At 68.1% G+C, this 12,265-nt stretch carries 11 protein-coding genes; 8 read left to right on the top strand and 3 right to left on the bottom strand.

From position 1 onward, the window contains the following. Positions 1-22: 22 nt before the first annotated feature. On the bottom strand, positions 23-913 hold the full coding sequence (locus tag AC1RAD_RS27580) for an SMP-30/gluconolactonase/LRE family protein (RefSeq protein ID WP_492738244.1): 891 nt from the start codon (positions 911-913) through the stop codon (positions 23-25). Between the two features lie 14 nt (positions 914-927). Next, a complete protein-coding gene (locus tag AC1RAD_RS27575) occupies positions 928-1,752 on the bottom strand; it encodes an NAD-dependent epimerase/dehydratase family protein (protein ID WP_492738242.1) in 825 nt (274 codons plus the stop codon). 109 nt (positions 1,753-1,861) lie between these two features. Here AC1RAD_RS27575 and AC1RAD_RS27570 point away from each other — a divergent pair, with 109 nt between their 5' ends. From AC1RAD_RS27570 to AC1RAD_RS27535, 8 genes are all read left to right on the top strand, one after another. Further along, entirely contained in the window at positions 1,862-2,722 is an 861-nt protein-coding gene (locus AC1RAD_RS27570) for a FadR/GntR family transcriptional regulator (RefSeq protein ID WP_492738240.1), read from the top strand. 121 nt (positions 2,723-2,843) lie between these two features. After that, a complete protein-coding gene (locus tag AC1RAD_RS27565) occupies positions 2,844-3,833 on the top strand; it encodes a Bug family tripartite tricarboxylate transporter substrate binding protein (RefSeq protein WP_062470659.1) in 990 nt (329 codons plus the stop codon). A 61-nt stretch (positions 3,834-3,894) separates the two neighbouring features. Continuing rightward, positions 3,895-4,806 (top strand): 5-dehydro-4-deoxyglucarate dehydratase, encoded by a 912-nt coding sequence (gene kdgD, locus AC1RAD_RS27560; protein ID WP_492738238.1) that lies wholly within the window; start codon positions 3,895-3,897, stop codon positions 4,804-4,806. 54 nt (positions 4,807-4,860) lie between these two features. Then, positions 4,861-5,319 (top strand): nuclear transport factor 2 family protein, encoded by a 459-nt coding sequence (locus AC1RAD_RS27555; RefSeq protein ID WP_492738237.1) that lies wholly within the window; start codon positions 4,861-4,863, stop codon positions 5,317-5,319. A gap of 14 nt (positions 5,320-5,333) precedes the next feature. Beyond that, complete coding sequence (locus AC1RAD_RS27550) at positions 5,334-6,323, top strand: Bug family tripartite tricarboxylate transporter substrate binding protein (protein ID WP_492738235.1); 990 nt, start codon at positions 5,334-5,336, stop codon at positions 6,321-6,323. Between the two features lie 15 nt (positions 6,324-6,338). Further along, positions 6,339-7,697, top strand: a complete 1,359-nt coding sequence (gene gudD, locus AC1RAD_RS27545) for a glucarate dehydratase (RefSeq protein ID WP_492695133.1) — start codon at positions 6,339-6,341, stop codon at positions 7,695-7,697. A 49-nt stretch (positions 7,698-7,746) separates the two neighbouring features. Beyond that, positions 7,747-8,844, top strand: coding sequence for an SMP-30/gluconolactonase/LRE family protein (locus AC1RAD_RS27540; RefSeq protein WP_492738233.1), 1,098 nt, complete (start codon positions 7,747-7,749; stop codon positions 8,842-8,844). Positions 8,845-8,897: 53 nt separating this feature from the next. Then, positions 8,898-10,334 (top strand): aldehyde dehydrogenase family protein, encoded by a 1,437-nt coding sequence (locus AC1RAD_RS27535; RefSeq protein WP_492738232.1) that lies wholly within the window; start codon positions 8,898-8,900, stop codon positions 10,332-10,334. A gap of 319 nt (positions 10,335-10,653) precedes the next feature. Here AC1RAD_RS27535 and AC1RAD_RS27530 read toward each other — a convergent pair whose 3' ends face one another. Beyond that, complete coding sequence (locus tag AC1RAD_RS27530; RefSeq protein ID WP_095744591.1) at positions 10,654-12,195, bottom strand: glycine betaine ABC transporter substrate-binding protein; 1,542 nt, start codon at positions 12,193-12,195, stop codon at positions 10,654-10,656. Between the last annotated feature and the right edge of the window lie 70 nt (positions 12,196-12,265).

Raw genomic sequence — 12,265 nt, 5'->3', positions numbered from 1 at the left:
AATGAAAGAAAAAAGAAAGGGGTCAGCCGCCGAAGGCCGGCTCGGGCACGCCCGCCACGCCGGGGCGCAGCGCGAACACGCCGCCGGCCAGCGGCTGGTCCGACAGGTCGATGCCGCCGGGGCGGATCGAGGTGACGAACAGCGTGTCGAGCGTCGGGCCGCCGAAGGCGCACATGGCGGGCTTCTTCACCGGCACGGCGAGCGAGCGGTCGAGCCGGCCGTCGGGCGTGAAGCGGTGCACCAGGCCGGCGTCGTTGCCGCAGATCCAGTAGCAGCCGTCGACGTCCATCGCCGCGCCGTCGGGGCGGCCGGGCAGGGGATTCATGTCGACGAACAGGCGCCGGTTGCTCGGCGTGCCGGTGTCGGTGTCGTAGTCGAAGGCCCAGACGGCCTGCACGCTCGGGTGCGAGTCCGACAGGTACATCGTGCGACCGTCGGGGCTGAAGGCCAGGCCGTTGGGCACGATCAGGTCGTCCAGTTGCAGCGTTGCGCCGTCGTCGCTGGGGCCGTGGCGGTACAGGCGGCCGACGCGCGCGCCGGCGGCCATGTCCAGCCGCATCGTGCCGGCCCAGAAGCGGCCTTGTCGGTCGCAGCGGCCGTCGTTGAAGCGCATGCCCGGCGCGGCGTGCGCCACCGGAGCGAGCGGCGTGGCCGCGAGCGTGCCGTCGGCGCGCTCGCGCAGCGAGAACAGGCCGCTTTCCATGCCGGCGATCCATTCGCCGGGCCGGTCGGCACGCGGTGCGATGCAGGCGATCATTTCGTCGGCGTGCCACTGCGCATGGCCTTCGCCGGCGTGCCAGCGGTTGAGTGTGCGCGCGGGAATGTCGACCCAGTACAGCGCCTGCTGCGCGGCCAGCCACACCGGGCTTTCGCCCGTGCCGTTGCGCGCGTCGAGAACGAGTTCGGCTTGCATGGTGTGCAGCGCGGTCAGTCGCCGAACGGGCCTTGTGCGGTGAAGGCGCCGCCCTGGTAGATGGCGTTCGGGTCGGTGGGCGCCACCGGTGGCTGCGCTTCGACCTTGTCGCGGAACACCTCGGAGCTGTCTTGTGGCACGAAGCCCAGGTGCGTGGCGGCGGCGTTGTCCCACCACAGGTCGCGGTTGGCCGACATGCCGTAGACCACCGTGTGCTCCACGTCGGGCGTGAAGAGCGACTTCTGGATCAGCGTCGTGAGGTCGCGGTAGCTGAGCCAGGTGCTCATCATCCGGCGGTTGAGCGGCTCGGGAAACGACGAGCCGATGCGGAGGCTCACCGTCTCGATGCCCCAGCGGTCGAAGTAGAACTGCGCCATGTCTTCGCCGAAGGACTTCGACAGGCCGTAGTAGCCGTCGGGTCGGCGCGCGGCGTGCGCGTCGATGTGCTCGTCCTGCTTGTAGAAGCCGATCACGTGGTTCGAGCTGGCGAACACCACGCGCTTCACGCCGTGGCGGCGCGCGGCTTCGTACAGGTTGAACACGCCCTTGATGTTGGCTTCGAGCACTTCTTCGAACGGGCGCTCGACCGACACGCCGCCGAAATGGGCGATGGCGTCGCAGCCGGCCACCAGCGCGTCGACCGCGGCCTTGTCGGACAGGTCGCAGGGCACGACTTCTTCATGCGCGCCCGTGGCCGGCGCGATGTCGGCGATGTCGGAAAGGCGGATCACGTTCGCAAAAGGCGCGAGCCGTTCGCGCAGCACGCGGCCCAGGCCGCCGGCGGCGCCGGTCAGCAGCAGGCGGCCGAGCTGGGGGGAGGGGGCTTCAGGCGTCGACATGTCTTCGGGATGTGTGAGGGGAAGCGGAGGAGGTGGACAACGTCGTCACCGTTTTTAGGTGATAAGTTATCTGTTGTCGTACAACTGTGAGGGGATTATGATCGTCGTCATGGCCTCAACGACTGCGGGTAATCCCGAAGTTCAGACAACGACCGCTGACAACCCGGCGGGCAACGCCGCTTTCGTGGGGCGGCCGCGCCAGCGCGCGCGCGGCTTGGCGAACGGGCTGGTGGAAGACCTGGGCGAGAAGATCCGCAGCCAGTCGCTGCGCCCCGGCGACAAGCTGCCCACCGAGTCGGCCATCATGCAGGCCTACGGCGTGAGCCGCACCGTGGTGCGCGAGGCGCTGTCGAAGCTGCAGGCGGGCGGGCTGGTCGAGACGCTGCACGGCGTGGGCACCTTCGTGCTGCAGCCGCGCCCGGGTGGCATGGGCGGCGTGTTCCGCCTTGATCCCGGCGAGATCGCGACCTCGGTCGACGTGCTCGCCGTGCTCGAGCTGCGCATCAGCCTGGAGACCGAATCCGCCGGGCTGGCCGCGAGCCGGCGCACCGACGAGCAGCTGGTGGCGATGCGCCAGGCGCTCGACGCGTTCGAGCAGAACGTCAAGGTGGGCGGCGACACCGTGGCGCCCGACTTCGCCTTCCACCTGGAGATCGCGCAGTCGACCGGCAACCCCTACTTCGCCGACATCATGCGGCACCTGGGCACGACGATCATCCCGCGCAAGCGCATCAGCGCGATTCGCGTGCAGGACGGCAGCTACCTGAGCCGCGTGAACCGCGAGCACGAGGAAATCTACGCGGCCATCGCGCGCCGCGACCCGGAGTCGGCACGCGCCGCGATGCGCATCCACCTGACCAACAGCCGCGAGCGGCTGCGCATGGCGCAGGAAGCCGCGCAACAACAGAAAGCCAGGGCGGAGGCGGCCGGCCACGGCACCACCTCGTCCGACAACACCCCTTCGCGCTGAGTTCGCCCCGGGTTTTCGGGGTCCAAGTCTGGACAAGCTGATTTTCTAGTTGTACGATGACTGATAACATGCGGTGCCATCGCGGCCCGCATGCCTGCATCGAACTTCAGGAGACAGCCCCATGACCGTCAACCGACGCGGCGCGCTCGGCGCCGCCCTCGCCACCACACTGGCCGCCAGCCTGCCCTTGCACGCGTTTGCGCAAGGGGCGGGCGGCACCTGGCCTTCCAAGCCCATCCGTCTCATCGTGCCGTACCCGCCGGGCGGCTCGTCGGACATCATTGCGCGCGCCATCGGCCAGCCGCTGTCCGAGGCGCTGGGCCAGCCCGTGGTCATCGAGAACCGCGCGGGCGCCAACGGCAACCTCGGCGCGGACATGCTGGCCAAGGCGCCGGCCGACGGCCACACGCTGATGCTGTGCGACCTCGGCGCGCTGGCCATCAGCCCGTCGCTGTACCCCAAGCTGCCGTTCGACCCCTCGAAGGACCTGCGCAGCGTGGCCATGCTGGCCTACTCGCCGCACCTGCTGGTGGTGCACCCGTCGGTGCAGGCCAACACGCTGAAGGAGCTGGTCGAGCTGTCGAAGAAGAGCGACCTCAACTTCGCCGTCACCGCCAGCGGCAGCACCGCGCACCTGGCCGGCGTCGAGCTGCAGCGCAAGAGCGGCGCCAAGTGGGAGTACGTGCCCTACAAGGGCGGCGTGCAGGCCGTGCTCGACACCGTCGCCGGCCAGACGCAGGTGCTCATGAACGGCATGCTGGCCACCTACCCGCATGTGCAAAGCGGCAAGCTCAAGCTCATCGCGGTGTCGAAGTCGACGCGCATGCCGCTGATCGGCAGCGTGCCGACCATCGCGGAGCAGGGCGTTCCCGGCTACGAGTCGGGCACATGGCAGGGCGTGGTCGCGGCGCGCGGCACCCCTGACGCGGTGATCGCCCGGCTCAACAAGGAACTGGTCCGCATCATCCGCACGCCCGACATCCGGGCGCGGCTGGCGGGGCAGGGCGCCGAGGTCGTGACCATGACCGCGCCCGAGCAGGACCAGTTCTTCGCCAAGGAGCGCGCGCGCTGGGCGCAGGTCATCCAGCAGGCCAACCTCAAGCTCGACTGAGCGGCCCCTTCTTCTTATCTCTTCTTTTTCTCATTTCTCTTTTTTCACTGGACGACTTCCGATGAACCCGCAAGAACTCAAGACCATCATGGGCTCCGGCCTGCTCTCGTTCCCGCTGACCGACTTCGACAGCAACGGCGACTTCAACAAGAAGGGCTACATCGAGCGCCTCGAATGGCTGGCTCCCTACGGCGCGAGCGCGCTGTTCGCCGCGGGCGGCACGGGCGAGTTCTTCTCGCTGACGGGTGACGAGTACCCCGAAATCATCCAGACCGCGGTCGACACCTGCCGCGACGTGGTGCCGATCATTGCCGGTGCCGGCGGCCCGACGCGCTTCGCCATCCAATGCGCACAAGCCGCAGAGAAGGCCGGCGCGCACGGCATCCTGCTGCTGCCGCACTACCTCACCGAAGCCGGCCAGGAAGGCCTGGCCGCGCACGTCGAGGCCGTGTGCAAGAGCGTGAAGTTCGGCGTGATCGTCTACAACCGCGCTTCGAGCCGCCTCAAGCCCGACACGCTGGCCCGCCTGGCCGAGCGCAACCCGAACCTCGTCGGCTTCAAGGACGGCGTGGGCGACATCGAAGCGATGGTCGCGATCTTCCAGAAGATGGGCGACCGCTTCGCCTACCTGGGCGGCCTGCCCACGGCCGAGGTCTATGCCGCGGCCTACAAGGCGATGGGCACGCCCGTGTACTCGTCGGCGGTCTTCAACTTCATTCCGAAGACGGCGATGGACTTCTATCACGCGGTCGCGAACGACGACATGGCCACGCAGCACCGCCTGCTGAAGAACTTCTTCATGCCTTACCTGGAGCTGCGCAACCGCGTGCCCGGCTACGCCGTGAGCATCGTGAAGGCGGGCGCCAAGTTGGTCGGCCACGACGCCGGCCCGGTGCGCGCGCCGCTGACCGACCTGAAGCCCGACGAGATGGACGCACTGAAGGCGCTCATCGACACGCTCGGCCCGCAGTAAGCCGGCACTGATCGCAGTAGTCGCCAGCACCACAGAACAACAGGAGACAACGACATGCTCATCAGGAAATTCTTGCTCGCCGCCGCAGCGACCGCCGTGTTCGCGGGTTGTGCCGCCAGCGGTGGCAGCAGCAGCGGCGCAGCGGCCGAACCCGCAGTTGCGGCGGCCGCCGAGCGGCTGCGCGTCGCCATGGTCGACCCGACGCCCGCCGCGCTGCGCGCACTGGTGGCCGACGACCTGAGCTACGGCCATTCGGGCGGCAAGGTCGACACGCAGGCCAGCTTCATCGCCGACCTGCTCGACCGCAAGTCGGACTTCGTGACCATCGCGATCACCGACCAGACCATCAAGGTGGTCGACGGAAACACCGCCATCGTGCGCCACACGCTCACGGCCGACACCAACGATTCGGGCAAGCCCGGCAAGGTCGCGCTGAAGATCCTCGGCATCTGGCAGAAGCAGGGCGGCGAGTGGAAGCTGCTCGCGCGCCAGGCTGTTCGCCTTCCTTCCTGATCGGACCACCGCGCATGAAGAGAACGCAATTCCTGGCGACGGGCTTCGCGCTCGCCGCCACCGCGCTGCTGTCGCCGCTGCACGCTTCGGCCCAGGCCGATGCATGGCCGCAGCAGAAACCCGTGACGATCATCGTGCCGTTCCCGGCCGGTGGCTCCACCGACATGGTGGCGCGCGCATTGGCGCAGCAGTTGCAGTCCAAGCTCGGCGGCAGCTTCGTGGTCGACAACCGGCCCGGCGCCACCGGCACCATCGGCACCGGCTTCGTGCGGCGCGCGCTGCCCGACGGCTACACGCTGCTGGTGTCGTCGCTCGGCGCCTTCGTCGTCACACCGCACCTGCAAAAGAGCGTGCCCTACGACGCCACCAAGGACTTCGACTACATCAGCGTGCCCGTGCAGGCGCCCAACGTGCTCGTGGCGAATGTCGCGCGGCCTGAACACACCGTGGCCGACGTGCTCGCGCTGTTGCGCAAGACGCCCGGCAAGGTCTCGTTCGCGAGTTCGGGCAACGGTTCGTCCGACCATCTCTCGGCCGAGCTCTTCTGGCAGCAATCGAAGACCGAAGGCGTGCACGTGCCCTACAAGGGCGGCGCGCCGGCGGTGAACGATCTGCTGGGCAACCAGGTCGACTTCTCGTTCCAGAACGTGAACGCCGTGCTGCCGCACATCCGCGCCGGCAAGCTGCGCGCGCTGGCTGTCACCGGCGACAAGCGCTCGCCCGTGCTGCCCGACGTGCCCACGCTCGCCGAAGCCGGCGTGAAGGGCGCGGAGGTCTATTCGTGGCAGGGCATGGCCGCGCCCAAGGGCCTGCCGCCCGCCACGAAGAAGAAGCTGAGCGACGCGGTCATCGCCGCCATGCAGGACCCCGAGACGAAGAAGCGCATGCTCGACCAGGGCCTGGAAATCGTCGCCAGCACGCCCGAGGACTTCACCGCCTTCCAGTTGCGCGAGTGGGCGCGATGGAAGACATTGATCGACACCCGCCACATCACTGCCGATTGAGGCCACAGCCCGAAGATGACAAGTCCTGAATCCGTTTCCCATGTCGTGTCGGGCGCGCCCGTCGTCACCGCCATGCGCGTCGTGCCCGTCGCCGGCCACGACAGCATGCTGATGAACCTCAGCGGCGCGCACGGCCCGTTCTTCACGCGCAACCTGCTGATCCTCACCGACAGCGCCGGCCACACCGGCGTGGGCGAGGTGCCGGGCGGCGAGAAGATCCGCCAGACGCTCGAAGACGCGCGCGACCTCATCGTGGGCCAGCCCATCGGCAACCACAACGCCGTGCTCAACCGCATGCGCAGCGCCTTCGCCGCGCGCGACAGCGGCGGGCGCGGCCTGCAGACCTTCGACCTGCGCGTGACCATCCATGCCGTGACGGCCGCCGAAGCCGCGCTGCTCGACCTGCTGGGCCAGCACCTGGGCGTGCCCGTGGCCGCGCTGCTCGGCGAAGGCCAGCAGCGCGATGCGGTGCAGATGCTCGGCTACCTGTTCTACGTGGGCGACCGCACGAAGACCGACCTGCCGTACGAGACCGACCCCGGCGCCGACAACGACTGGTTTCGCCTGCGCCACGAAGAAGCGATGACACCCGAGGCCATCGTGCGCCTGGCCGAGGCCACGCACGCGCGCTACGGTTTCACTGACTTCAAGCTCAAGGGCGGCGTGCTGCGCGGCGAGGAAGAGGTCGAAGCCATCCGCGCGCTGCACGCGCGCTTTCCGCAGGCGCGCGTCACGCTCGACCCCAACGGCGGCTGGCTGCTGGCCGACGCCATCCGCCTGTGCCGCGACCTGCACGGCGTGATGGCCTATGCCGAAGACCCGTGCGGCGCCGAGGGCGTGTTCTCGGGCCGCGAGGTGATGGCCGAGTTCCGCCGCGCCACGGGCCTGCCCACCGCCACCAACATGGTCGCCACCGATTGGCGCGAGATGGTGCACAGCCTGTCGCTGCAGTCGGTCGACATTCCTCTGGCCGACCCGCACTTCTGGACGATGCAGGGATCGGTGCGCGTGGCGCAGCTGTGCCAGGCCTGGGGCCTGACCTGGGGCTCGCATTCGAACAACCACTTCGACGTGTCGCTCGCGATGTTCACGCACGTGGCCGCGGCGGCGCCCGGCAAGGTCACGGCCATCGACACGCACTGGATCTGGCAGGACGGCCAGCGCCTCACGAAGGCGCCGCTGCAGATCGAGGGCGGCCTCGTGCAGGTGCCCACGCGCGGCGGTCTGGGCATCGAGCTCGACATGGCCGAGGTCGAGAAGGCGCACCAGCTGTACCTGAAGCATGGCCTCGGCGCGCGCAACGATGCGCAGGCGATGCAGTTCCTCATTCCGAACTGGACCTTCGACAACAAGCGCCCCTGCATGGTCCGCTGAGCGCCCGGTGCCTTCGTGCGCTGACGGCTGAAACATCCAAGGAGACTGAATGAACAAGCACATGGATCGCCGTCGCCTGCTGCAAGCGGCTGCCGGCTCGGCACTCGGCGCGGTGGCCGCCGCCGCGGGCGCCCAGTCGTTTCCCTACAAGCTGCAGCAGCGGTATCCCGATCCGTCGGTGCTGATCCTCGACCCCAGCTTTGCGAAGTACCGCATCTACAGCAGCACGCTCGAGCAGGTCGGCACGGGCATGCGCTGGGCCGAAGGCCCGGTGTACCTGCCGCGCGAGGGTTATCTCGTGTGCAGCGACATCCCGAACAACAGGCTGATGCGCTACGAGGAGAAGACCGGCGAGTTCAAGGTCCACAAGGCGAACGCCGGCTACTGCAACGGCAACACGCGTGACCGGCAGGGCCGCCTCATCAGCTGCGAGCACTCGGTGACGCGGCGCGTGGTGCGCACCGAGGCCGACGGGCGCATGACCGTGCTGGTCGACCGCTACCAGGGCAAGCGGCTGAATTCGCCGAACGACGTGGTCGTGAAATCGGACGACACCGTGTGGTTCACCGACCCGCTCTTCGGCATCTCGGGCACGTGGGAAGGCGAGAAGGCCGCGCCCGAGCAGGCGACGACCAACGTGTACCGCCTCACGCCCGACGGCCAGCTCTCGGCGGTGATCACCGACCTCGTGAATCCCAACGGCCTGGCCTTCTCGCCGGACGAGAAGAAGCTCTACGTCGTCGAATGGAAGGGCACGCCCAACCGCAGCCTCTGGAGTTATGACGTGGCGGCCGATGGCAGTGTGTCGAACAAGGTGAAGCTCATCGATGGCACGGGCGCCGCGGCGCTCGATGGCTTTCGCGTCGACCGCGACGGCAATCTCTGGATGGGCTGGGGCTGGAACGGCGCCGTCGCTCCCGAACCCATCGATGCCGGCAACGGCATGAAGGTCTATCAGCCGCAGGCGAAGTCCGAAGACCTCGATGGCGTCAAGATCTTCAACGCGCAAGGCAAGCCCATCGGTTTCATCCGCCTGCCCGAACGCTGTGCCAACCTCACCTTCGGCGGCCCCAAGAACAATCGCCTCTACATGGCGGCCAGCCATTCGCTGTACGCCCTCTACGTGGAGTCCGAAGGCGCCACCTAGCCTTGGGACTTTTCCAACCTCCTCACCGCAACACGCACACAAGGACATCGACGATGACTGAATTCAACAACCTCATCAACGGCGAATGGCTGGCTGGCAACAGCTACAGCCCCAACATCAACCCCAGCAACCTGGCCGACGTGCTGGGCCAGTACACGCAGGGCGACAAGGGCCACGTCGACGCCGCTGTGGCTGCCGCCACCGCCGCCTTCCCCGCCTGGGCGACGGGCAGTATCCAGGCGCGTTCCGATGCGCTCGACAAGATCGGCACCGAGATCCTCGCGCGCAAGGAAGAGCTCGGCACGCTGCTGGCGCGTGAAGAAGGCAAGACCAAGGCCGAAGGCATCGGCGAGGCCACGCGCGCGGGGCAGATCTTCAAGTTCTTCGCAGGCGAATGCCTGCGGCTGTCGGGCGAGGTGCTGCCGTCGGTGCGCCCGAACATCGGCGTGGAGATCACGCGCGAGCCGGTGGGCGTGGTCGGGCTCATCACGCCGTGGAACTTCCCCATCGCCATTCCCGCCTGGAAGATCGCGCCGGCATTGGCCTTCGGCAACTGCGTGGTGCTCAAGCCCGCTGACCTCGTGCCGGGCTGCGCCTGGGCGCTGGCCGAGATCATCAGCCGCTCGGGCATTCCGGCCGGCGTGTTCAACCTCGTGATGGGGCGCGGCAGCGTGATCGGCGATGCGCTGGTCAACCACCCGGGCATCCATGCGATCAGCTTCACGGGCTCGGTGGGCGTGGGCCGCAACATCGCGATCCAGTGCGTCACGAACCACAAGAAAGTGCAGCTCGAAATGGGCGGCAAGAACCCGCAGGTGGTGCTTGACGACGCCGACCTCGCGCAGGCTGTGGAGCTCAGCGTGCAGAGCGCGTTCTACTCGACCGGCCAGCGCTGCACGGCGTCGAGCCGCCTCATCGTGACCGAGGGCATCTACCCGAAGTTCATCGAGGCGATGAAGGCGCGCATGGCAAAGATCAAGGTCGGCGACGCGCTCGCACAGGGCACGGACGTGGGGCCGGTGTCGTCGAAGTCGCAGCTCGACCAGGACATGGAATACGTCGCCATCGGCAAGGGCGAAGGCGCCACGCTGGCGGCTGGCGGCGAACTGCTGAAGCTGGAGACGGACGGCTACTACATGTCGCCCGCACTGTTCAGCGAGTCCGCCGCGAACATGCGCATCAACCGCGAGGAGGTGTTCGGGCCGGTGGCGAGCGTGATCCGTGTGAAGAACTACGAAGAAGCGCTGGCGGCGGCGAACGACACCGAGTTTGGTCTCTCGGCCGGCATTGCGACGACCTCGCTGAAGTACGCGACGCACTTCAAGCGGCACAGCCAGGCGGGGATGGTGATGGTGAACCTGCCGACGGCGGGGGTGGACTATCACGTGCCCTTCGGTGGTCGCAAAGGATCGAGCTATGGGCCGCGGGAGCAGGGCAAGTACGCGCAGGAGTTCTTCACGACGGTGAAGACGGCTTACACGTTGGCCTGACGCCTCTTTCTGAATTGTTGGAAGCCCCCAGTCGGGGGCTTTTTTACGCCTGTGTTTTTCGGGGCGCGTGCGCAGGCCACCGGGTACTTCCCTCCGCGAATGTCCCCCGGCCTGCGGCCTCCTCCTTGATTTCGCTGCGGGAAGCACCCAGTGTCCTGCGCACGGGACGCGGCGCTGGTGTGCGGCCGATCAACGACCGCACCGAACACGCTCACGCCGATGCGGTGCCTTGCGCAGCGAAATCAAGGAGGAGCCCGAAGGGCGGGGGACATTCGCGGAGCAAGGTACCGCGTCGGCGGGAGCGTCGCCCCGAAACAGCTCAGGCCAATGGCGCCCTGCGGCTGCGACGCATCAGGAACTCGATCAGTTCGAAGACCCCTTCACTGATCAGCGCCATCGCGGCAGCCGGCAACGCACCCGCCATCAACAGCTCGCGATCGTTCAGCGCCAGCCCCGTCACGATGCGCTCGCCAAAACCACCCGCGCCGATAAAAGCCGCGATGGTGGCCGTGCCGATGGCAATGGCTGTCGCGGTGCGAACGCCCGCCAGTAGCGTGGGCAGCGCGAGAGGCAGCAGCACCAGCTGAAGGCTCTGCGGCGGTGTCATGCCCAGCGCGGTGCCGGCCAGCCGAAGTCCATTCGGCACCTCGGCCAGCCCGGTCACGGTGTTGCGCATGATCGGCAGCAGCGAATACAGCGTGAGCGCGATCAGCGCGGGCAGGGCGCCGATCGCGCCGAGCAAAGAGATCAGCACCGCGAGCAGCGCCAGCGAGGGCACGGTCTGCATCACGCTCGCAAAGCCCAGCACCACGGCGCGCAGCCGCAGGTGCGGAAACACGAGGATCGCGAGCGGCACGCCGATGAGGATCGCCACGCCGACCGACACCGCCACCAGCAGCAGGTGCTGGCGCGCCAGCGGCCAGAGGTCGGGCCCGAAGAGCTTGGCCGTGAAGCCGCGCGCGGCGCTCGGCGGCGTCTTGCCGTCCTTGGTGGCGCCCGCGAGGAAGTCGCGCGCGATGGTGTCGAAGCGCACGCCCTGCAGTTCGGCGCGTGCGTTCATCGCGATCATCGCGTGCTCGTCGATCTTGCCTTCGAGCGCCTGCAACGCGGCCCAGGCCTTCGGCAGCCGCGCGGGCAGGTCGAGCTTGTAGAGCACCACCGCGTCGTAGCGCGGAAAGTACTGCTTGTCGTCCACCAGCACGCGCAGGCCGAGGTGATCGATCTTGGCGTCGGTGGTGTAGATGTCGATGGCGTCGATCTGCTTGGCCGTCATCGCTTCGTAGGCCAGGCCGTGGTCGAGCCCGGTCGGCGTCTGCGTGAAGCCGTAGCGCGCAGCCAGGCCCTTCCAGCCGTCGGCGCGGCCGATGAATTCGTTCGACAACCCGATGCGCAGTTCGGGGTGTTTGGCCAGGTCGCTCAGCGTGCGCAGCCCGAGCTTGTCGGCGTCGGCGGCGCGCACGGCCAGCGCATAGCCGTCGTTGAAGCCCAGCGGAATCGCCACGCCCAGCCCGAGCGGCGCGAGCGCGGCGTTCATCGCCTCGCGCGTGTCGGCGGGCGAGCCCTTGAGGATCTCGAGTGCGATGGTGCCGGTGTATTCGGCGTACAGGTCGATGGCGCCCGAGCGCAGCGCCTCGTACACGATGGCCGTGTTGCCCAGCCCCTGCCGCACGACGGGCGGCGAGGCGGTGTGCGGCGCGGCCGTCTGCGCCAGCACCTCGGCCAGGATGTACGACTCGGTGAAGCGCTTGGAGCCGACGCGCAGCGTCTCGTCGGCGGCCTGCGCGCGGGGCGCGGCGGCGGCCAGCCAGAGCATCGCGAAAAGCCACAGGGCGGGGTGCCAGAAGCTGCGAGGCAGGTGCATCCGGGTCAGTGTATCGGCATCGCCGCGCCAGCCGTACCCGTCCGTCTCCTACACGCCGTGGTGCGCGAAG

The organism is Variovorax sp. GW823-FHT04B03 (assembly GCF_058796495.1).
The sequence above is the reverse complement of the archived record's forward strand: the minus strand, read 5'-3'. Positions and strand labels throughout refer to the sequence as shown.

Bases quoted from the DNA above. Each gene is read 5' to 3' on its own strand.
- AC1RAD_RS27540 (WP_492738233.1), top strand. From the start codon at position 7,747: ATGAACAAGCACATGGATCGCCGTCGCCTGCTGCAAGCGGCTGCCGGC.
- AC1RAD_RS27555 (WP_492738237.1), top strand. From the start codon at position 4,861: ATGCTCATCAGGAAATTCTTGCTCGCCGCCGCAGCGACCGCCGTGTTC.
- AC1RAD_RS27580 (WP_492738244.1), bottom strand. From the start codon at position 913: ATGCAAGCCGAACTCGTTCTCGACGCGCGCAACGGCACGGGCGAAAGC.
- AC1RAD_RS27550 (WP_492738235.1), top strand. From the start codon at position 5,334: ATGAAGAGAACGCAATTCCTGGCGACGGGCTTCGCGCTCGCCGCCACC.
- kdgD (WP_492738238.1), top strand. From the start codon at position 3,895: ATGAACCCGCAAGAACTCAAGACCATCATGGGCTCCGGCCTGCTCTCG.
- AC1RAD_RS27530 (WP_095744591.1), bottom strand. From the start codon at position 12,195: ATGCACCTGCCTCGCAGCTTCTGGCACCCCGCCCTGTGGCTTTTCGCG.
- AC1RAD_RS27575 (WP_492738242.1), bottom strand. From the start codon at position 1,752: ATGTCGACGCCTGAAGCCCCCTCCCCCCAGCTCGGCCGCCTGCTGCTG.
- AC1RAD_RS27565 (WP_062470659.1), top strand. From the start codon at position 2,844: ATGACCGTCAACCGACGCGGCGCGCTCGGCGCCGCCCTCGCCACCACA.
- gudD (WP_492695133.1), top strand. From the start codon at position 6,339: ATGACAAGTCCTGAATCCGTTTCCCATGTCGTGTCGGGCGCGCCCGTC.
- AC1RAD_RS27535 (WP_492738232.1), top strand. From the start codon at position 8,898: ATGACTGAATTCAACAACCTCATCAACGGCGAATGGCTGGCTGGCAAC.
- AC1RAD_RS27570 (WP_492738240.1), top strand. From the start codon at position 1,862: ATGGCCTCAACGACTGCGGGTAATCCCGAAGTTCAGACAACGACCGCT.